The sequence below is a fragment of the Streptomyces sp. H51 genome, from assembly GCF_035656535.1.
GTDB lineage: Bacteria > Actinomycetota > Actinomycetes > Streptomycetales > Streptomycetaceae > Streptomyces.
In genome coordinates, this window is sequence record NZ_JAYMHD010000066.1 from 150,718 (window position 1) to 169,991 (window position 19,274).

The following is a 19,274-nucleotide window of genomic DNA, read 5'->3' on the forward strand; positions in this document are numbered from 1 at the left end:
CCCCCGGGGCGGGGAAAGTACGTGCGGACGCCCCCAGCCGGGACAGCACGTGCAAGGCGCCCCGGGCGGGCCGCCCGGCGCCGTGTGCCGTCAGTCCAGCGGGACCCGCCACACCAGGGTCGTGCCGCCGTTCTCGGGGCAGTCCACCGTCAGGGAGCCGCCGAGCTGTTCCGCCCGTTCGGCCATGTTGCGCAGGCCGCTGCGACGGCCGCCGGACGGGATGCCCACGCCGTTGTCGGAGACCTTCAGCCGCACCTCGTGGCCGTCGGTCTCCAGGGCCACGTCCGCGCGGTCGGCCCCGGAGTGGCGGGCGATGTTGGTCAGGCTCTCGGACAGGACCGCGATGACGTGATCGGCTATCTCCCGGGGCACGTCGGTGTCGACCAGGCCCTCCATGCGCACGCTCGGCGCGAAGCCGAGCACCGGCGACGCCTCGCCGACGGCCCGGACGACGCGGGCGCGCAGCCCGGTCCCGGCGCCCCCGTCACGCGCCCGCAGGCCGAAGATCGTGGACCTGATGATCTTGATGGTCTCGTCCAGGTCGTCCACCGCGCGCGCCACCCGCTGCCCGGCCTCCGCGTGCTCGATGAAGCGGCCGGCGCTCTGCAGCGTCATGCCGGTGGCGAACAGCCGCTGGATGGCGAGGTCGTGCAGGTCCCGGGCGATGCGGTCGCGGTCCTTGAGCACCGCGATCTCCTCGGAGTCCTGACGGCGTTCGGCCAGCTCCATGGCGATCGCGGCCTGCGCGGCGAAGCTCTGCAGCGGTTCGATCTCCTTCTCGGAGAACGCCATCTGACCGGTCTCGCGCACCAGCAGGACGACGCCCCGCACCCCGCCCTCACCCGTCCCGATGGGTACGGCGACGGCCGGGCCGAGCCGGGTGAAGCGCGGCGGCCCGGCGGAGACCCGGTCGTCGTGGGAGATGTCCGGGCTGGTGACCGGGGCGGCGCTGGAGAACGCCTCGCCGATCAGGCTGTCGTCCACCGGCAGCACCAGACCGCGGTGGGTCTCCGCCTCCTCCCCGACGGCGAGTTCGACGGTGAGGGCGTCGGTGTCCTCCATCGGCATCGCCACCACGGCCAGGGCCGCCCCGGTGATCTCCATGGCCCGACCGGCGATCAGGCCGAGCACCTCGCTGCGCCCGCTGCCGGACATCAGGCGGTGGGTGATCTCCGCGTTGGCCCGCAGCCACCGTTCGCGCTGCCGGGACTCCTCGTACAGGCGGGCGTTGTCGATCGCGACGCCGGCCGCGACGGCCAGGGTCGACAGGACCGACTCGTCCTCCTCGTCGAACTGCATCCCGCCGCGCTTCTCGGTGAGGTACAGGTTGCCGAAGATCTGGTCGCGCACCCGGATGGGGACGCCGAGGAAGGTGTTCATCGGCGGGTGGTGGGGCGGGTAGCCGTACGACGCCGGGTGCTCGGAGATCTTGGCCAGCCGCAGCGGCGCGGGGTGGCGGATGAGTTCGCCGAGGATGCCGTGGCCCTCCGGGTACGGGCCGATCCTGGCGATCTGGTCCTCGCTGACGCCGACGGTGTAGAACGCCGACAGCCGCTTGCCGTCGGGGCCGATCACGCCGAGGGCCGCGTACTCGGCGTCGACCAGGGCCGCGGCGGCCTCCACGATGCTGTGCAGGACCTGCTCCAGGTCCAGCTCCCGGCCGACCGAGAGCACCGCCTCCAGGAGGCTGTGCACCCGGTCGCGCGTGCCGCGGGCCGCGTCCAGCCGGGCCTGCAGCTCCTCCAGCAGCTCGTCCAGCCTCAGCTGCGGAAGCCGAATGCGGGCCTCCCCGGCGTCCTCGGAGCGTCCCACCCGTGATCCTCCACATCCCATGCCGTGCGTGCCGTCGGCCTGCCGTTCCGGTCACGTGCCACGGTAACGGTCCAGGCAAGGGGACGATACGGGATCCCGCGGAGACCGCTGCCCGCCGGGCCGGACAAGGCCGTCAGAGCCGGGCGGCGACGTGCTCGGTGAGGTCGAGCAGCCGGTTGGTGTAGCCCCACTCGTTGTCGTACCAGCCGAAGACCTTCACCAGTTCGCCGTGCGCCTGGGTCAGCGGGGCGTCCAGGACGCAGGAGGAGGGGTCGCCCACCACGTCGCGCGAGACGATCGGCGCGTCGGACACCCGCAGGATGCCCTTCAGCGGACCGTCGGCGGCCTCCCGGTAGGCGGCGTTGATCTCCTCGGCGGTCACCGGCCGCTCCAGCACCAGGCTCAGGTCGGTCAGCGACCCGTCCTCCACCGGCACGCGCACGGCGATCCCGTCCAGCGTCCCGGCCAGCTCCGGCAGCACCAGGCCGACGGCGCGGGCGGCGCCGGTGCTGGTGGGGATGATGTTGACGGCGGCGCTGCGGCCGCGGCGCAGGTCCTTGTGGGGGCCGTCGAGGACGACCTGGTCGTTGGTGTAGCCGTGGATCGTGGTCATCAGGCCCTTGACGATGCCGAAGCGTTCGTCGAGCACCTTGACCATGGGGGCCACGCAGTTGGTGGTGCAGGAGGCGTTGGAGACCACGTCGTGCCGCGCGGGGTCGTACGTCCCCTCGTTGACGCCCATGACCACGGTCGCGTCGACGTCCTTGCCGGGCACGGACAGCAGGACCTTGCGCGCGCCCGCCGCCAGGTGCGCTCCGGCCGTCTCCCGGGTGCGGAAGCGGCCGGTGGACTCGATGACGACGTCCACGCCGAGGTCGCCCCAGGCCAGCGCGGCCGGGTCGCGCTCGGCTCTGACGGCGACCCGGTGGCCGTCCACGGTCAGCGAGGAGTCGTCGTGCTCGACGGTGCGGCCCAGCCGGCCGTACGTCGAGTCGTAGGCCAGCAGGTGGGCCAGGGCCTCCGGGGAGGTGAGATCGTTCACCGCGACGACCTCGACCCGGGTGCCGCTGGTCTCGGCGCGCTCCAGCACGCAACGCAGGTAGTTGCGGCCGATGCGGCCGAAGCCGTTGATGCCCACGCGCACGTTCATGTCCGTTCGTCCTCCCCTGGGAACCCGGCGATGTCCGGGATGCGGTACCAGCCTGCGCGGGACGGGCCCGGCGCGGCATGGGCCGTACGGGGGCGGCCGGGGGGACATTCGGACCCACCGGCCGCGCCGGACGGTACGTCAGTGGCCCTGCTGCCGGAGCCGGTCCTGGGCCTGGGTGGCGATGACCGCGGCCTGGATGCGCCGCTCCACGCCCAGCTTGGCCAGCAGGCGGGAGATGTGGTTCTTCACCGTCTTCTCGGCGAGGAACAGCCGCTGGCCGATCTGACGGTTGGTCAGCCCCTCGCCGATCAGGGCGAGGATCTCCCGTTCCCGGTCGGTCAGGCCCGGCAGCGTGTCCGGCTCCTCCTCGTGCTGCTGGTCGTGGCGCAGGCGGGCCATGAGCCGCGTGGTGGCGCTCGGGTCGAGCAGCGACTGCCCGGAGGCGACCGTGCGCACCGCGGAGACCAGGTCGGAGCCCTGGATCTGCTTCAGCACGTATCCGGCGGCGCCCGCCATGATCGAGTCCAGCAGGGCCTCCTCGTCGTCGAACGAGGTCAGCATCAGGCAGCTCAACTCCGGCATGCGCGAACGCAGTTCACGGCACACGCTGACGCCGTCGCCGTCCGGCAGGCGTACGTCGAGCACCGCCACGTCGGGGCGCAGCGCGGGGACGCGGACCAGCGCCTGCTCGGCGGTCGCGGCCTCCCCGACGACGGAGATGTCCGGCTCGTCGTTGAGCAGGTCGTGCACGCCTCGCCGTACCACCTCGTGGTCGTCCAGCAGGAAGACCCGGATCGGTTCGCCGGGGCCGGGCCGCTGGCTGTCCGCCATCAGATGCTCCTCGTCACGTCTCGTGGTCCCGTACTCAGCGCGACGGAACCGTGTCCACCAGCAGATCTTCGTCGTCCCGGGACGGACGGGCCAGGGGCCGGTCGGCCCTGGTTCGCGCTCCGCGCGCACGGCTGCCGGGTACCCGGGACCGACGTTCCCGCACCTGGGCGGCGTACCGGGACCGACGGCCCGGGTGCGGGGGCCGGGCGGCCCCTGGGGCCCGGCCGGGGCCCGGGAGAGGCTGTAACCGATCACGAAAGCGCAGAAGGAGTGGAGCAGATGACTCCCAGGGACACCGGTACCGACGCCCGCACGACCCAGGCCGTACAGGTGAGGGCCGAGGGCCACGTGGACGAGGCGACCCTCGACTACGTCCGGACCAAGGTGAACACGGTCTTCGACCGGCCGGGTCTGCCGGCCGTCACCGGCGAGGTACGGATCGCCAAGGCCACCGCGCACCATGTCGAACAGCCCTGGTCGGCCGCGGCCGAGATCCGGGTCGGGAGCGAGCTGCTCGTCGTCCACGCCGACGAGGCGAGCGCCCACGAACTCGCCGACCGGCTCCAGGACCGGCTGCGCGGCCGGCTGGACCGGCTCGCCGACCGCTGGGCCACCGCCCGCAGGTCGGCCGCTCCCCCGCCGTGGCGGGGCGGGCCGGCGGACGCACGGCAGGGCTGAGGGCCCGCGGCGGGAGCGGCGCCCGTCCCGTCACGGCGGGACGACGCGCCACTCCCGCACCCGGCCGCGAGGTCAAGGAGGAAGACGTCGTGAAACCGCATCCCGTCGGTGAGGTGATGACCGGTGAGGTCGTGGTGGCCCACCGCGACACGCCCGTACGGGAGCTGGTCCGGCTCCTGGAACGGCACCGGATCAGCGGCCTTCCGGTCGTCGACCACGACGACAAGGTGCTCGGGATGGTCTCGGGCACCGACCTGGCCCGCGCGCCGGAGGGCGGGCGGACCGCCGGGGAGCTGATGTCGACGCCCGCGGTCACGGTGCACCCGGAGCAGTCGGTCTCCGACGCCGCGCGCGTGATGGAGCGGCACGGCATCGAACGGCTGCCCGTGATCGACGAGGAGGACCGGCTGATCGGCATCGCCACGCGGCGCGACCTGCTGCGGGTCTTCCTGCGCACCGACGGGACGATACGCCGTCAGGTCATCGACGAGATCGTGGTCGGCGCCCTCGGTCTGCCGCCCGACGCGGTCGCCGTCTCCGTCCGCGACGGCATGGTCACGCTGGCGGGCCGGGTGGAGCGGCGCAGCGACATCCCTCCGGCGGTGCGGTCGGCGTACCGGGTCGAGGGGGTCGTCGGCGTCGTCAACGGCCTCACCTACCGCGTCGACGACGCCCGGCCGTCCGGAGTCTGACGCCGCCCGGCCTGCGCGGCGCGGCGCACGGGGCCTGTCGGACCCGGTGCGGGGACCATCGGCCCTGGGCGGCCGGAGGGCATCGCGGCACAGTGGAATCGGGAGCGGCGTCAATCCCCCGTGGCGCCGCTCCCACCTGTTTGCGGGCGGGCCCGCACGGAAAGCCGATGTGGTGGGAAGGGCCCGCCCGGACCCATGGAAAGGTCCGAACGGCCCTACCGCGAGCGCGCCCGCGCCCGCTGCAATGAGCTGCTCGACCGAGCCCGCACCACCCACGCCCGACCGCCGAGTGAACGTACGGACGCCGCCCATGGCCCTCGACCAAGCCCAGCCGATCCCCGTCGGCCCCCGCCACAGCGTCGCGCTCGACAGCGCCGAGGCTCTTCAGCTGCTGGGCAGCGTCTCCTTCGGCAGAATCGTCTTCACGCAGCACGCGCTGCCGACCATCCGGCCGGTCAACCACGTCCTCGACGAGGGGGACATCGTCATCCGCACCCACGAGGGCGCGGCCCTGACCTCCCGCACCCGGCAGGCCGGCTCGCCGGGCGTGGTCGTCGCCTACGAGGCCGACACCATCGACCCCGCGACCCACCTGGGCTGGAGCGTGGTGGTCACCGGCTACGCCCATCTGGTCACCGACCCGGTGCTGCTGACCCGTTACCAGTCGATGCTGCATCCCTGGGTCGGCCGGGCCATGGACTTCGCCGTCCGCATCCGCCCGGACCTCGTCACCGGCATCCGCCTGACCCCCGCCGACACCTGAGCCGAGAAGGCCCCCGGGCCCCCGGGCCGACCGGTCCGGCTCACCGGGCGCGGCGGCCCGGGCGGATGGCCGGAATCAGCACCGTCGTGGGCGATGGCTTGTCATCATGACCCCGTGCGTGAAGAGCTGATATTACGGTTGCGCGGGGCGTGGCAGCACGCCGAACGACCCGACACGGCGCTGATCGGCGCCGTGCTCGCCCCGTTCGGTGCGGAGTTGGACGGGACGATCGGCGTCGACCCCGGTGACATCCGGTTGCCGGTCACGATCCCGGGGACGACCGACCTGATCGCTCTCGGGGACGCAGTCGCGGACGCGTTGGCCCTTCCCTCGCCGCGGATCACCTTCGAGCGGGAGACCGCCGCCGTACGGGGAGTCGCCGGGCGCGGCTACTACTGCTCCTGCGGCGGGGTGGACGGCGATCACACCGAACAGTGCCCGCGGGCGGGAACGTGAGCTGGCGGCCGCCCGTCCCGATGGGCTACCTGGAGAGCATCCAGGCGGTCGGCGGGATGGCCGCCCCCTTGCTCGCCGGAGGCAGCTTCACGCTGGCGGTGCTGGCGCTGCAGTCGTCCGTCCCGGGCCCCGTGGCCGTCAGCCGGTGGCCGGACGCGTCGCTGGCGTTGTTCGTCGCGGCCGGCCTGCTGCAGATCGCGACCGTCCAGGCAACGGCGTGGACCCGGCGCTACGTGTGCACGCCGGGGGACCTTCTGCAGTGGTTCCCCGGTGAGCAGACGGACGGAGTTCCGACCCCCTTCCTGCTGGGGATGCAGCGCAGCCACCTGCTGCAGGCCCACCGCTGGGCGAACGCGGCGCGCGGCTTCTACCATGCCGGGATCGTCGCGCTGCTCACCGGGCTGCTCGTCGCCTGCGTGCCGCGCGGCCCCCTCACCGGCGCCCGCTGGACGGTCCTGGCCGTCTGCGCGGCAGGCGTCGCGGGCGAGTTCGGCTGGTTGTTCAGGGCCCTCTTCCTCGATCGCGGCATTCGCCGCCGGGCAGCGGCCGACGCGGCTGTCCTGCTCGCCATCGCGGTGGCGGCGACGGCCCCCGGCATCCGGGACGATGCGCCGGCGCTCGTGGTGAGCGCGGTGTGCCTGTCGGCGTGTCTCCTGCCCGTCGTCCTGCGTCGCCCTGTCACCTCCGCGTCGGTCGTCTCGGGCGTGAGCCTGGCTGTCGGTGAGATCGCCCTGTTCCTCCCGGTACCCCAGCCGCTCGTCACGGTCGTCCTGGCACCCGCGTTCTGGCTCGCGGTCCGGGCGTTCGTGGCCGTCATCCGTCACCAGCGCGCGTGGGCGCGCGACCGGACCTCAGTGGGGACGACCTGATGGTTTCTCGTGCTGTACGGGAACTCGCGGCCTGTGTCGAACGGGTGCACTCGGCCGATGATGTGCGGCTCACCCTCGCCGACGGCATGCACGATCACCTCGCCGAAGCCTGGGCGGAGTGGGACGGTGAAGCCACCGAGGCGTCCCGGATACTCGGGATCTTCTTCTTCTACCGCTACCTGGCGGCGCACGAGCCGACCGACCTGCGCTCGGCCGTCATGGCGCTCACTCCCTGCCTGCTGTACAGCGACATGGCGTTGCCACCGGACATGCTCTCCTTCCTCGCGGAGTTCGGCGTCTGCGAGGCGGAACTGCTGCGGCAGGACGCCCGCGACTCGCCCGATCCGGTGCAGGCCGGGCGTGCGGCGTTCGCCTGGCGGCGCATCGTCATGGCCACCGACGACGACCATCCCCAGCGCGTGGACCGCATGACCGCCATGGTGCGGGCGGTCCGGCTGCTCGCCGCACGGCAGGGTGACACGAGGGAAGTGGACCAGGTAGTCGCCGTGGCGCGAAAGCGTCTCGTCCCGCGAGGCCGCCGCAAGCGCCGCGTCACTCTGCACGAGCTCTTCCTGGCGTTGGAGCACCGCTACGAAGCGACCGGTGACACGGCGGACCACGAGGCGGCGCTCGAGTGCGCCGAGGAACTGGCCGCACTCTCTCCGGGGCGGGACCCCGACGGCAGTTACTTCGCCTTCGTGTACGGCGAGAAGCTCTTTCAACGGTTCCTCCGCGATCCCAGCACCCCGGATCCGGGCCGGGCCATCGGCCTGCTGCGGGAGTCGGCCGCACTCCCCGATCCCGGGCGGCCGACCCGGCTGCTGCTTCTCTCGCGCGCCCTCTCGTACGCCGCCGCCAAGGACCCCGGCTTCCTGCCCGAGGCGGTCGCCGCAGCCCGGCAGGCCGAGGCGCTGGTCCAGCGGAACCACAAGGACCACCCGACCCTGCAGTGGCATCTCGCCGTGCTGTATTTCCAGCGCTATGAGCGAGAGGGCGCCGCCGAAGACCTCGACCGGGCCGAGGCGGCGGTGATCGAGGCCGGGATGTGTCTTCCGCGCCTGCTTCCCCTGACCGCTCTCGCCGCGGACATCGAATTCGCCCGGTATCGGCGCACGGGAGACAGCGAGCGCCTGCACCGGGCCCTCGTGCGCAGGGAACGCGTCGTACGGAGACTTCCCGCTGACGATGCCCACTCGCGGGCCGAGGCCCTGCACGCCCTCAGCCAGGCCCAGACGCACTGGTACCGGCGGACGGGCTCGACCGAGGACCTGGACAGAGCCATCGCCAACGGCCGGGCGGCCGTCGACCTGCTGACGGCGACCGACCCCCGTCGCTCCCGATTCCTGGCCGGGCTGGGCGGGGTCTGGTTCACCCGCTTCACCTGCCGCCGTGAGCCGGGCGCCGTGCCCGAGGCGGTGCGGCTGTTCCGCGCCGCCGCCGCAAGCGCACCCGACCGCCACCACCCGCACGCGATGCTGGCCACGGCGCTCTGGCAGGCGTACGAACTGACGGGCGACAGCACCTTGCTCGACGAGTCCGTCGCGGCGGGCGAACGCGCCCTGGAGCTCGCACCTCCCGGCGCGCGGGCGGACGGTCTGCTGGACCTCGGCGCCGCCCTCCGACTGCGTTTCGGCCGCTCCCACGACGCGGGCGACCTCCACCGGGCGAAAGCGGCGATCGCCGAGGCCGTCGCCCTTCCCGGTCTGTCGTCGAGGACCCAGCTGCAGATCAGGCTCGAACAGGCCGAACTGGCCGAGCTTTCCCCAGCGGGTGCGGCGGAAAGGCTCCAGGCCCTCGAGGCAGCCGTCGCCCTGCTTCCCGATCTCGGCGAGCGCAGCAGGTACTACGAGGACAACGAATTCATGCTGCAGGTGCACTCCGGGCTGGGCGCGAAGGCAGCCGACGCCGCGGTCAGGGCGCACCGCCCCGACCGCGCCCTCGAACTGCTGGAGAGGGCGCGGGGCATCCTCGCCGACACCGTGCGCGGCGCTCCGCGGAGCACGGCCGGCGATCTCTGCGGCAACACCGGCCGCGGCCCCGTCGTCACGGTCAGCACGGTGGAGACCGGCGGTCTGGCGCTCCTGGTCACTCCCTCGGGCGTCCACCCCGTCTCCTTGCCCGGCCTCACCCTCGGCGAGGCCCGGGCCCGGCTCGACGTCCTGCACGACGCCCTCGCATCCCGGGCGTGCGAGGACCTCGTCGGCGTCCTCGGCTGGCTCTGGCACACGGTCGGCCGCCCCGTGCTCGATGCGCTGACCGCGACGGGATGGAACGGCTCCCGCCTGTGGTGGTGCCCGGCGGGCATCATGGCGCTCTTCCCCCTGCACGCGGCGGGCGACGGCGAAGACTCCGTCATGGCCGGAACCATGTCCTCCTACCTGCCCACCGTCCGCGCCATGCCTGCCGCCCGCCGCGCCCCGGCTCCGCCGGGCGAAGCCCTCGCGGTCGCCATGAGCCGAACGCCCGGCCAGGCCTTCCTGGCGGGCGCCGTCTCCGAGGCGAACAGTCTCACCCGCCTGCTCGGCGCCACCGTCCTGCACAACGAGCAGGCCACCCGCAGCGCCGTACTCGCCGCGCTGCATCGCGCCCGGATCGTCCACTTCGCCTGCCACGCGGAGCCCGACACGCGCGTCCCCACCCTGAGCCGTCTGCTTCTCCACGACAGGCCGCTCACCCCGCGAGACCTGCCGGGGCGTCTGGACGCCGACCTCGCCTACCTGTCGGCCTGCGCCACCAGCGACGTGGTCTTCACCGGCGCCGACGAAGCGATGCACATGACCGCCGCGTTCCACCTGGCAGGCTTCCGCCACGTCATCGGCACCCTTTGGCCCGTCGACGACGGGGTCGCGTCCGACATCGCCGAGCACTTCTACGCCCTCATCGCCGCCCACGGTCCCGACGACGCCGCCCGGGCCCTTCACTCGGCCACCACGGAGATCCGCCGAGCCCACCCCGACAGACCCGACCTCTGGGCGTCTCATCTCCACGTGGGGCCCTGACTCGCGCCGATCAGCGCCCGCCTGCCCACGACCGGCCCGGACGGGGTGCGGCGGCCCCGGGCATGTTCCGTTCGGCCGGCTCCAGGGCTCAGCCGCGCGCCGGCCGTGCGGCCGGTGCCGGGGTCCTCAGTCGTGCGGCACCACGGCCACCGGGGCGACCGCGTGGCGGAGCACCTCCTGGGTGACCGGCCCGACCTGGCGGGCGGCGGTCGCGCTCCGGCGGTTCCTGCGGCCGATCACGATCAGTGAGGCGTCCCGCGAGGCGTCGACGAGGTGCGCTCCCGCGTGTCCGACCACGGCCTCCTCGGTGACCTCGACATCGGGGAACTTCTCCCGCCAGGGCCGCAGCAGGCTCTCCGGCCCGTCCTCCGGCCGCGCGGACGTGTCGGCGTGCGACGGCAGCCGGCGGCCGTGGACCACCCGCAGGCCGGTCGCGCGGCGCCGGGCGGCGTCGAAGGCGAAGTCCAGTACGGCGTCACCGGTGCGGTCGGCCAGCTCGACGCCGAGGACGACGTCGCGGTAGGGGGTGGCCGCCGAGGGGGTGCCGTCCGCGTCCGGCCGGTGCTCGCCCGGGGCCTCGGCGCCGGCCCGTACGAGCACCACGGGCGCGTCGGCCCGGCCCGTCACGGCCGAGGCGACGGAGCCGAGCAGGTGACCGGCGGCCCGGCCCAGCCCCCGGGACCCGATGACCAGCAGGTCGGTCTCCCCGGCCGCCTCCACCAGGGCGGCGGCGGGCCGGCCGGCGAGCCGTTCGGCGGTGACGTCCAGTCCGGGATGGCGGTGGGTCAGCGACGCCCGGACCTCCCGCAGCATCCGCTCGGTGCGGTCCTCGTCGGGCTGTGCGACCGCCTCTCCCGCGAACGGCACGTAGGCGGAGGGCTGTTGCTCCCCGGCGTACACGGCGCGCAGCACGGCCGCCCGCAACCGGGCTTCCCTGGCTGCCCAGTCGGCGGCGGCGAGGCTCTCGGGCGAGCCGTCCAGGCCGACGGTGACGGTGCGGAACATGATCGGGCCTCCTTCGTGTCGGACCCCACTGTGCTGTCCCGCCGCCCGCCCCGGACAGGTCCACTGGTCCCCGAGTGGCCCCTGATGGTCCCGCCCCTCCGCCGCGCCCGGCCCCGTCCCCTGGGCAGCCCTTGCGACGCGCTGTCAGCCCGTACGACGCGGGGGCGGCGCCGCTCAACACGGCGCCCCCGGTGCCGGGCTCCGGCGCCCGGCGCGGTGCCCCGGCCCGCGGTGCACCGCTGGTCCGCTCGGTGCCGCGGGCCGCGTGGCGCGGTCGGCGCGGGGCATGCGAAGGGCGCCGCCGCTGAGGTGGTTCCCTCAGAGGCGGCGCCCCGGTCCGGTGCGCATCGAGCGGTCAGAGGAGCCAGCGGTTACGGCTGACGAAGGGCAGCCGCGCCCACACCTTGCCCAGGCCCCAGGTGGCGCCGGCGCCCGCTGCCGCCAGGGCGATCAGGACGGCGGCGTAGATCACGTGGTAGTCGGCGAACGGGTTGGTCGACATGCTCAGCGACCCGTCCGAGAGGTGCTTGGCCGGCGGCCATTCCGCCATCCACATGAAGGCCATCATCAGCGTGCCCGCCACCGCCGCGAGCCGCAGGGCCACTCCCGAGACCAGCGCCAGGCCGATGCCCAGCAGGCCCAGCATGAACATCCAGTCCGCCCAGCCGGCGCCGGCCCAGTCGTGGAACGTCGACTCCATCGGACCGACCGCCACCGAGCTCAGGAAGCCCTTCGTGGGCGAACCGCCGTCGATCCAGCCCTTGCCCGACGGGGTGGCGTAGCCGAAGCCGAAGGTCTTGTCGAGGAACGCCCACAGGAAGACGAAGCCGGTCAGCAGTCGCAGCCCGGCGAGAGCCTGCGCGACGATCGCCGTCGATGCCGCGGTGTCCACGGTCTGCGGGGTGGTGGCGGCCTTGCGCTGGAACGAGAAGTGGAACCCGTGAAGACGCTGCGGGTGGTTGTGGACTGCCATGATCGTCATCCCCTCCGAGAGTTTCGCCCGGGCTTTCCGAGCCCTTGTTGCACCTTCAATGTCTCGCGGCCGCGGCGGCTGCCGCAGGGGCTGCAAGGCCTGACCGCACAGTCCGAACGGCCCCCTGTGCCGGACCAGTTGGGGCCCGGCACAGCGCCCGTCACCGGTCCGCAGAGGGGACCAGCACCACCGGGCAGTGGGCGTGGTGCAGCAGGGTGTGCGCGACCGTGCCGAGGTGCGGGCCGAGCCGGCCGGCGCGACCGTGCGAGCCGATCACGACGACGGCGGCCTCGCGGGTTGCCTCCAGCAGCGCCTGGGCGGCGCCGGAGCGCACCGTGCGGGCGTCGACGCCCACCGTGGGGTGCTGTTCCTGCAGCCGGGCGAGGCTGAAGCGCGCCACCGCCTCCTCCGCCCGGTCGTGCTGCGCCATGCGCCGCTGGCCGGGGCTCGTCGCCGGCACCAGCGACGGCATTTCCGGGGTGACGTGCGGGCGCTCCCAGGAGTGCAGGACGCGCAGCCACACGCCGCGGCGCTCCGCCTCCTCGAACGCGAAGCCCGCCGCGGTGACGTCGGTGTCGTCCTGCAGGCCGAGGAGCACCTCGTGACCGGTGCCGAGGTGCTCGCCCGCGTCGGCCCCGGCGGTCTCCCCGTGGCAGACGTGGTCCCCGCGGACGATCATCAGGGGACCGTGCACCTGCGCGGCCAGCCGCAGGCTCACCGAGCCGAACAGGGTCCCGGTGACCCCGCCGAAGCCGCGGGTGCCGACGACGGTGAGGGCGGCGCCCTCGCTCTCGGCGGCCAGTGCCTGGACCGCGCCGCCCTGCGCGGCCGTGGTGACGACCCGCAGGCCGGGGTGGCGTTCGCGGATGCGCGAGGCGGCCGACGACAGGATCGGTCCCGCCTCGTCGCGGTCGGGCACGGCGTAGACGACGCGCAGTTCGGCGGAGCGCCGTGCGGCGTCGTCCGCGGCGAGGTCCAGGGCCCGTACGGCGGCCGGCGTGCCGTCCACGCCGACGACCACGTGGTGGAGAGTCATTGTCCCGTTTCCCTTCTGGTGCCGTTGTCTTCTCGTGCGGCGGGAAGGGGCCGCCGGTACCGGGGCGGGTGCCCCGTCGGACGGCTCGCGGGAATCCCGCTACGGCTACGGCTACGGGTCCGATGCTCGCGGTACGGGGGCGCCGCGGGGCAGGGCCCGCGGGAACCGACGGGCATGCCGTACGGCCCCTCGTGGGAGGGCCGACGGTCCCAGGGCCCGGAACGGACGCAGGGCCTGTCCGGCGGTCATGCCGGGACAGGCCCTGATCGGGGAAGCTCAGGCGGGGATGTCGAGATCGACGCCGTACAGGGTGCGTCCGGCGACCAGTTCGCGTCCGGTGACCAGCTCCGGCTCGATGCGGACGAAGACCTCCCGCGGCGAGGCCACCCACGAGCGGGGGCCGGTACGGGCCAGGATCTCGTGCCGTACGGGGTCGGTGACCACCGCGGCCCGTCCGGTGATGACGACGCTCCAGCCGGAGTGGGCGACCGCGTCGACCTCGTCCGCCTCGAACGCGACGACCGCCTGGTCGATCGCCCGCACCAGTTCGGAGGCCGCCGAGGTGCGCAGCAGCACGGCGCCGTCCCCGTCGAGGCAGAAGTTCACCGGCAGCACCGCCGGCAGGGCCTTGCGCGTGTGGACGATGCGACCGACGGGCACCTTCGCCAGCAGACGCAGGCACTCCTGCCGATCGAGTTCGCGGAATCCGTCGTTGGGGTACATGGCCGGCCGTCTTTCAGCGCGTGGGGACCGCTCTGTGCGGCGGTATGGGAACAGGTCCATCATGTGTCGGCCGGGACCGCCGGCTTAGGGCCATGGGTCCCGACCAGGATGGACAACAGCCCTTTCACACGGTGATCCGGCGCCCGGTCAGAGCGAGCAGCTCGATGCGCACCCACACCTCGCGCCGCCCGCCGGCCCAGGGTTCGCTGTAGGAGCCCTCGACCAGCCGGCGCACCTCGTCCGGGTCGGTCACGGTCCGGGCGAGGCCGCGGACCAGCACGCTCCAGCCCTGGCTGAAGACGTCGTCGATGCGGTCGACCTCGAACGCCACCCGGCAGCCGGCCGCCTGCGCCGGCACGGTGCCCGGCGAGGTGCTGAAGACGATCGCGCCGTCGACGAGGCTGTAGTTGACGGGGACCACCAGGGGTCCCTCGACGGTGGGCACCGCGATGCGTCCCACGCCGTGCGTGGACAGCAGTGCGCGGCACTCCTGGACGCTGAGTTCGGTGAACTCCGCGTGGCGGGCCGCCCGGCCGGGGCCGGGCGGCGTGTCGGCCTCGCCGCCGGTGAGCTCCGTGATGGTGGTGCCGAGGACCTCCGCGAGCCTCAGCAGGGTGCCGGTGCCCGGTGCGGCGGCCGGCTGCTCCTCCAGGTACTGGAGGTATCCGGGGGCCACGCCGGCCCGGGCGGCCGTCTCCTCGCGGCTGAGCCCGAGACGGTTGCGCCTGCGTGCGAGACGGCGCCCGAGGTCGCCCGCCGCGAGGGCGTTCGGCGCGCCGGGACCCGCTGGTGTCATTCCCCGTCACCCCTTCCGGTCACGTCGGTGTCAGGCCGTCCGGACGGCGACGGTCTCGTGGCTCTCCTCACCGAGCACCACCTTCAGGGCGCCGGTGTCCGCGGCGCGCGCGAAGACGTCGTACGCCTCCTGCATCTCGTGCATCGGGAAGGTGTGGGTGACCAGCGCCTGCACGGGCAGCCGGCCGGCGGCCGCCATCCGCAGCAGGGTCGGCGTGGTGTTGGTGTCGACCAGGCCGGTGGTGATGGTCACGTTCTTGATCCACAGGTCTTCCAGGTGCAGCGTCGCGGGTTTGCCGTGCACGCCGACGTTGGCGACGTGCCCGCCGGGGCGCACCATGCGCGTGCTCATCTCGAAGGTCGCCGGGATGCCGACGGCCTCGATGACGACGTCGGCGCCGAGTCCGTCGGTGAGGTCGGCGATCAGTTGCTCGGGCGCCTCGCGGGCGTCGGCCACGGCGTCGGCGCCGAGCCGCTTGGCCGCGTCCAGCCGGGCGGGGGCCAGGTCGACGGCGACGATGCGTTCGGGGCTGAACAGCCGGGCGGTGGCGATCGCGGCCAGTCCGACCGGGCCCGCCCCGACGACGACCACGGTGTCGCCGGGCCGTACCTTCCCGTTGAGGACGCCCACCTCGTAGGCGGTGGGGAAGATGTCCGCCAGGAGCACGGCCTGGGTGGCGTCCAGCGTGCTGGGCAGCGCGTGAACGGACAGGTCGGCGTAGGGCACGCGCACGTACTCGGCCTGGGTGCCGTCGATCAGGTGGCCGAGGATCCAGCCCCCGCCGCCCCGGCACTGGCCGTACATCCCCGTACGGCAGTAGGCGCAGCGTCCGCAGGCGCTGACGCAGGAGACCACGACCCGGTCCCCCGGCCGTACGGTGCGCACGTCGCTGCCGGTCTCGACGACCTCGCCGACCGCCTCGTGGCCGAGGACGGTGCCTGGCCGGACCTCGGGCACGTCGCCCTTGAGGATGTGCAGGTCCGTGCCGCAGATGGTGACGGCGTCGACGCGGACGATGGCGTCGGTCGCCTCCTGGATGCCGGGGTCCGGGACGTCCTCCCAGGAGGACTGACCGGGGCCGTGGAAGACATAGCCCTTCATGGCGATCTTTCCCTCCTCGGTTCCCCGGGCCCGTGGGTCCGGGGTCACCGGATGCCGCTGCGGCGCCGGGATTGCCCCGCAGGTTCAGCTTGGGCCGTCACGGCCCTGCCCGCATGGGCCGGTCGGCCCTGCGGGCGCCGCCGGACGGGTCCTCAGCGGCCCGGTCCGGCCCGTCCGGCCCAGTCCCGGCGCGGCACGGTGGGCCGATCGGCACTTCCTCGCGCGGGCCCCGGACGGCTTGTCTTTGACCATGGCCGAAACCCACTCCAGTCGCACCCCGGACCCCACCGTGCGCACCGTCGCCGGGAGGACCGTCGTGGCGCTGCGCGGCGAGATCGACCTGCTCGTGGCGCCGTCCCTGTCGGCGCGGCTCGACGCGCTGACGTCGTCGCCGAGCCCCGACGTGGTGGTGGACCTGCGGGCGGTGTCCTTCATCGACTGCTCCGGCCTGGGAGTGCTGTGCCGGGTGCGCAACCGCGTCCTGGCGCGGGACGGCCGGCTGCGGCTGGTCTCCGACGACCCCGGCTTCCTTCGACTGCTGCGCCCCGCCGGCCTGGCGGGCGTCTTCCACGTGTGTACCCGCCTGTCCGAGGCCCTCACCCCGGGCCCGGAGCCAGTGGGCCTGTCCGCCGCCGCGGGCTGAGGTCTGGGGGCTGAACGGCCCAGCGCCACGGGGAGGTGGGTCCCGGTCGGACCCCGGGAAGGCGCCTGACCGGCCCATCCCCGCACGCCCCGCCAGGTGGCACGGTCGTGCCGTGACCACGAGGAGGAGGGGCAGGACAATGGGCGGCAGGTCTGGAAGGAAGAGGCTGTGGCGGTTCCGGAGCAACGCTCTGCGGCGCCACGAGGACATCGTCGAGGCGTGGATCGTGCTCGCCGTGTGGGCGGTCATCGCCGTCGGCGGAGCCGTCGCCGGGCTGGTCACCGCCGGTGCCGCCGGTGACGTGCTCGCCCAGCAGCGTGCGGAACGGCACTCCACCCGCGCCGTCCTGCTCGCCGACGTACCGGGCGCCTCGTCGGCCGGGGTGACGGCCGAGCGGATACCGGCCCGGGTCCGCTGGACGACGGCGGACGGCGCCACCCGCACCGGCAGGACCCTGGTGGACGCCGGTCAGAAGGCCGGCACCCGGGTCGTGGTCTGGCTGGACGGCCGGGACGCGCTCACCACCCAGCCGCCCGGGCCCACGGAGGCCCGTCTCGAGGCGGGTCTGCTGGGCGGGGCCGCCGCGCTGGCCGTCGCGGGCACCGTCTTCGGCGCGGGCGCGCTGGCCCGCTGGCGCCTGGACCGCAGGCGCTTCGACGAGTGGGGCAGGGAATGGGACCTGGTCGGACCCACCTGGGGCCACAAGACCGGCTGACCCGGCGCCCCGGCCCTGGCCGAGCCGCCGCCCCGCCCCCGGCCGAGAACCCTCCAGCCCGTGCCCCCGCCCCCGCGAGGCACGGGCTCCTCGGCGCCCACGCGACCACCACCGCGCGCCCGCGCCCACGCGACCGCCGCCTCACGACCACGCGACCACGCGACCACGCCCCGCCACCGCCACCGCCACCGCCACCGCACGATCCCGTCCCGCACCTGCCGAGCCGCCGGACCGCCGGACCCTGTCCGCCCCGAGACCGGGAGGAGGCCCGTGCACCCCGGACGGCGGGGTGCACGGGCCTCCTCCCGGTCTCGGGACCGAGGTCCGGCCTCAGCTCACCGTCAGGTCCGGGCGGACCAGCGTGCCGGAGCGGCCGTGCACGATCTCGTACGCGGCGTCCAGGGCGCCGATGGCGGCCAGCCCGCCGGTGCGGGCGACGAAGCGGGCGGCGGCCTCGGCCTTGGGCCCCATGGACCCGGCGGGGAAACCGCCGCGGCGCAGCTCGGTGGGGGTGACGTCGAGGACGGGGCGCTGTTCGGGGGTGCCGAAATCGGCGTACACGCACGGTACGTCGGTGAGGATCAGCAGGAAGTCGGCCTTGAGGTCCTCGGCGAGCAGGGCCGCGGTGAGGTCCTTGTCGACGACGGCCTCGGCCCCGCTGAGCCCCCCGGTGACCCGGTCGGCGACGACCGGTACGCCCCCGCCGCCGGCGCACACCACCAGCGTGTCGCAGGCGAGCAGGTCGTGGATGGTGGGCGTCTCCAGGAACCGCTCGGGCGCCGGTGACGGGACCACCCGGCGCCAGCCGCCGGTGTCCTGGGCGATGTGCCAGCCGTGCTCCCTGGCCAGTGCCCGTGCGTGCTCGCGCGAGTACACCTGACCGACGAACTTGTCGGGCCGGGCGAAGGCCGGGTCGTCGGCCCGGACCAGGGTGTGGGTGACCACCGAGGCGATCTTGCGGCCGGGCAGCGCGTCGTGCAGGGCCCGCACCAGCAGGGAGCCGATCAGGCCCTGGGTCTGGGCGCCGAGCAGGTCCAGCGGATAGGGAGCGCTCAGTGCGTGGTCGCTCGCGCTCTCCATCGCCAGCATGCCGATCTGGGGGCCGTTGCCGTGGGTGATGACGAGCTCGTTGTCCTGGGCGAGCGCGGCGATCGCGGTGGCCACCCGGACGATGTTGGCCGTCTGGATCTCCGCGTCCGGGCGTTCGCCCCGGTGCAGCAGGGCGTTGCCGCCGAGAGCGACGACGATACGCATGGTTCAGCCCTCCACGATGCCCCGCTTGCGCAGGTGGGTGCCGGCGGGTGTGCCTTGCGGGATCGATCCTGCTGCGCGGGACCGGGCCGGGTGAGCGGCCGCAGGTCCCCGGACGTGCCCGTTGGTCCCGGGTCGTACGGCCGCCCGGCCCCTGTCCCGCGCTGCCTCGGACGAGTTCCAGCCCGCCGTCGGCCCCGGTGGGCCTCCAGGGCCGCCGCCACCGGGCTCGATCCGGCAGGCCGGGTCGAGCCCACCCGGGAACCCCGTACACACCCGGAACACGGTGCACGGCGCCGACACCCGCGCCGGCCGACGCCGGTTCCCGTTCCGCGCCCGCTGTCACACACCCGCCGGCCGTCCGGCCAGTAGGGGGTGACCACCACTCGGCTGGGGAGAACGGCTCCGGGAAAGCGGCCACTTCCGTGCCAAGCAGGCACAGGAGGACCTGATCAGGGAGTCCGGGATCCCGTTCTCCATCGTCCACTCGACGCGGTTCTTCGAGTTCATGAAGGGCATCTCGGACGCCGCGACCGAAGGCGGCACCGTGCGTCTGGCCCCGGTCAGGATCCAGCCAGTCCACTCCGACGACGTGGCCGCCGCCGTGGGCCGCACCGCCGTCGGCACGCCGGTCAACGGCGTGGTGGAGGTGGCTCCAGGAGACCACCCTGCTGCCCGGTCCCGACGCGCGGCTCGCCCGGACGCGGATCGCCGACTGGGCCGCGCAGCAGCGGTGAGCGGCGGCAGTGAGCGGTACGGCCGGGGTGGCCCCTTTTCGGGG

At 74.0% G+C, this 19,274-nt stretch carries 18 protein-coding genes and 1 pseudogene; 9 read left to right on the forward strand and 10 right to left on the reverse strand.

The window, feature by feature from the left end; all coding sequences use genetic code 11:
* Window positions 1-90 precede the first annotated feature (90 nt).
* The 3 genes from VKA29_RS22695 to VKA29_RS22705 form a co-directional block, all read right to left on the reverse strand.
* A complete protein-coding gene (locus tag VKA29_RS22695) occupies window positions 91-1,833 on the reverse strand; it encodes a GAF domain-containing protein (protein ID WP_420718538.1) in 1,743 nt (580 codons plus the stop codon).
* 112 nt (window positions 1,834-1,945) lie between these two features.
* Window positions 1,946-2,962, reverse strand: coding sequence for a type I glyceraldehyde-3-phosphate dehydrogenase (gene gap, locus VKA29_RS22700; RefSeq protein WP_324787782.1), 1,017 nt, complete (start codon window positions 2,960-2,962; stop codon window positions 1,946-1,948).
* A 138-nt stretch (window positions 2,963-3,100) separates the two neighbouring features.
* On the reverse strand, window positions 3,101-3,793 hold the full coding sequence (locus VKA29_RS22705) for a response regulator transcription factor (protein ID WP_324787783.1): 693 nt from the start codon (window positions 3,791-3,793) through the stop codon (window positions 3,101-3,103).
* A gap of 279 nt (window positions 3,794-4,072) precedes the next feature.
* On the opposite strand from VKA29_RS22705, the gene VKA29_RS22710 reads away from it, so the two are divergent.
* The 6 genes from VKA29_RS22710 (at window position 4,073) to VKA29_RS22735 (ending at window position 10,250) form a co-directional block, all read left to right on the forward strand.
* Entirely contained in the window at window positions 4,073-4,471 is a 399-nt protein-coding gene (locus VKA29_RS22710) for a hypothetical protein (RefSeq protein WP_324787784.1), read from the forward strand.
* Window positions 4,472-4,560: 89 nt separating this feature from the next.
* Window positions 4,561-5,163 (forward strand): CBS domain-containing protein, encoded by a 603-nt coding sequence (locus tag VKA29_RS22715; protein WP_324787785.1) that lies wholly within the window; start codon window positions 4,561-4,563, stop codon window positions 5,161-5,163.
* A 310-nt stretch (window positions 5,164-5,473) separates the two neighbouring features.
* Window positions 5,474-5,926: a pyridoxamine 5'-phosphate oxidase family protein gene (locus tag VKA29_RS22720; RefSeq protein ID WP_324787786.1), complete on the forward strand. Its 453-nt coding sequence runs from the start codon at window positions 5,474-5,476 to the stop codon at window positions 5,924-5,926.
* 114 nt (window positions 5,927-6,040) lie between these two features.
* Entirely contained in the window at window positions 6,041-6,382 is a 342-nt protein-coding gene (locus VKA29_RS22725) for a hypothetical protein (RefSeq protein ID WP_324787787.1), read from the forward strand.
* The gene (locus tag VKA29_RS22730) at window positions 6,379-7,251 is read left to right on the forward strand and encodes a hypothetical protein (RefSeq protein ID WP_324787788.1); all 873 of its coding nucleotides are present in this window, start codon (window positions 6,379-6,381) and stop codon (window positions 7,249-7,251) included. The genes VKA29_RS22725 and VKA29_RS22730 overlap by 4 nt, the downstream gene beginning before the upstream one ends.
* Window positions 7,251-10,250: a CHAT domain-containing protein gene (locus tag VKA29_RS22735; protein WP_324787789.1), complete on the forward strand. Its 3,000-nt coding sequence runs from the start codon at window positions 7,251-7,253 to the stop codon at window positions 10,248-10,250. Before VKA29_RS22730 ends, VKA29_RS22735 begins: the two co-directional genes overlap by 1 nt.
* A gap of 126 nt (window positions 10,251-10,376) precedes the next feature.
* Here VKA29_RS22735 and VKA29_RS22740 read toward each other — a convergent pair whose 3' ends face one another.
* From VKA29_RS22740 to VKA29_RS22765, 6 genes are all read right to left on the reverse strand, one after another.
* Complete coding sequence (locus VKA29_RS22740; RefSeq protein WP_324787790.1) at window positions 10,377-11,255, reverse strand: universal stress protein; 879 nt, start codon at window positions 11,253-11,255, stop codon at window positions 10,377-10,379.
* A gap of 355 nt (window positions 11,256-11,610) precedes the next feature.
* Window positions 11,611-12,228, reverse strand: coding sequence for a hypothetical protein (locus VKA29_RS22745; protein WP_324787918.1), 618 nt, complete (start codon window positions 12,226-12,228; stop codon window positions 11,611-11,613).
* Window positions 12,229-12,388: 160 nt separating this feature from the next.
* A complete protein-coding gene (locus VKA29_RS22750) occupies window positions 12,389-13,264 on the reverse strand; it encodes a universal stress protein (protein ID WP_324787791.1) in 876 nt (291 codons plus the stop codon).
* 276 nt (window positions 13,265-13,540) lie between these two features.
* Window positions 13,541-13,987, reverse strand: coding sequence for a pyridoxamine 5'-phosphate oxidase family protein (locus tag VKA29_RS22755; RefSeq protein ID WP_324787792.1), 447 nt, complete (start codon window positions 13,985-13,987; stop codon window positions 13,541-13,543).
* Window positions 13,988-14,111: 124 nt separating this feature from the next.
* Complete coding sequence (locus VKA29_RS22760; RefSeq protein ID WP_324787793.1) at window positions 14,112-14,783, reverse strand: helix-turn-helix domain-containing protein; 672 nt, start codon at window positions 14,781-14,783, stop codon at window positions 14,112-14,114.
* A 30-nt stretch (window positions 14,784-14,813) separates the two neighbouring features.
* On the reverse strand, window positions 14,814-15,884 hold the full coding sequence (locus tag VKA29_RS22765) for a zinc-dependent alcohol dehydrogenase family protein (protein ID WP_324787794.1): 1,071 nt from the start codon (window positions 15,882-15,884) through the stop codon (window positions 14,814-14,816).
* 250 nt (window positions 15,885-16,134) lie between these two features.
* On the opposite strand from VKA29_RS22765, the gene VKA29_RS22770 reads away from it, so the two are divergent.
* Complete coding sequence (locus VKA29_RS22770; protein ID WP_324787795.1) at window positions 16,135-16,527, forward strand: STAS domain-containing protein; 393 nt, start codon at window positions 16,135-16,137, stop codon at window positions 16,525-16,527.
* A gap of 139 nt (window positions 16,528-16,666) precedes the next feature.
* Entirely contained in the window at window positions 16,667-17,242 is a 576-nt protein-coding gene (locus VKA29_RS22775) for a hypothetical protein (protein ID WP_324787796.1), read from the forward strand.
* 330 nt (window positions 17,243-17,572) lie between these two features.
* Here the strand turns inward: VKA29_RS22775 and VKA29_RS22780 are convergent, their stop codons facing one another.
* Window positions 17,573-18,496, reverse strand: coding sequence for a carbamate kinase (locus tag VKA29_RS22780; RefSeq protein WP_324787797.1), 924 nt, complete (start codon window positions 18,494-18,496; stop codon window positions 17,573-17,575).
* Between the two features lie 394 nt (window positions 18,497-18,890).
* Here VKA29_RS22780 and VKA29_RS22785 point away from each other — a divergent pair.
* A pseudogene (locus VKA29_RS22785) lies at window positions 18,891-19,230 on the forward strand (SDR family oxidoreductase); the annotation flags it as partial.
* Window positions 19,231-19,274 lie beyond the last annotated feature (44 nt).

What these genes read in the sequence shown, in the direction of transcription:
- VKA29_RS22695 (WP_420718538.1), bottom strand. Translation starts at nt 1,833, where the DNA reads ATGGGATGTGGAGGATCACGGGTGGGACGCTCCGAGGACGCCGGGGAG.
- gap (WP_324787782.1), bottom strand. Translation starts at nt 2,962, where the DNA reads ATGAACGTGCGCGTGGGCATCAACGGCTTCGGCCGCATCGGCCGCAAC.
- VKA29_RS22705 (WP_324787783.1), bottom strand. Translation starts at nt 3,793, where the DNA reads ATGGCGGACAGCCAGCGGCCCGGCCCCGGCGAACCGATCCGGGTCTTC.
- VKA29_RS22710 (WP_324787784.1), top strand. Translation starts at nt 4,073, where the DNA reads ATGACTCCCAGGGACACCGGTACCGACGCCCGCACGACCCAGGCCGTA.
- VKA29_RS22720 (WP_324787786.1), top strand. Translation starts at nt 5,474, where the DNA reads ATGGCCCTCGACCAAGCCCAGCCGATCCCCGTCGGCCCCCGCCACAGC.
- VKA29_RS22735 (WP_324787789.1), top strand. Translation starts at nt 7,251, where the DNA reads ATGGTTTCTCGTGCTGTACGGGAACTCGCGGCCTGTGTCGAACGGGTG.
- VKA29_RS22740 (WP_324787790.1), bottom strand. Translation starts at nt 11,255, where the DNA reads ATGTTCCGCACCGTCACCGTCGGCCTGGACGGCTCGCCCGAGAGCCTC.
- VKA29_RS22745 (WP_324787918.1), bottom strand. Translation starts at nt 12,228, where the DNA reads ATGGCAGTCCACAACCACCCGCAGCGTCTTCACGGGTTCCACTTCTCG.
- VKA29_RS22750 (WP_324787791.1), bottom strand. Translation starts at nt 13,264, where the DNA reads ATGACTCTCCACCACGTGGTCGTCGGCGTGGACGGCACGCCGGCCGCC.
- VKA29_RS22755 (WP_324787792.1), bottom strand. Translation starts at nt 13,987, where the DNA reads ATGTACCCCAACGACGGATTCCGCGAACTCGATCGGCAGGAGTGCCTG.
- VKA29_RS22760 (WP_324787793.1), bottom strand. Translation starts at nt 14,783, where the DNA reads ATGACACCAGCGGGTCCCGGCGCGCCGAACGCCCTCGCGGCGGGCGAC.
- VKA29_RS22765 (WP_324787794.1), bottom strand. Translation starts at nt 15,884, where the DNA reads ATGAAGGGCTATGTCTTCCACGGCCCCGGTCAGTCCTCCTGGGAGGAC.
- VKA29_RS22770 (WP_324787795.1), top strand. Translation starts at nt 16,135, where the DNA reads ATGGCCGAAACCCACTCCAGTCGCACCCCGGACCCCACCGTGCGCACC.
- VKA29_RS22775 (WP_324787796.1), top strand. Translation starts at nt 16,667, where the DNA reads ATGGGCGGCAGGTCTGGAAGGAAGAGGCTGTGGCGGTTCCGGAGCAAC.
- VKA29_RS22780 (WP_324787797.1), bottom strand. Translation starts at nt 18,496, where the DNA reads ATGCGTATCGTCGTCGCTCTCGGCGGCAACGCCCTGCTGCACCGGGGC.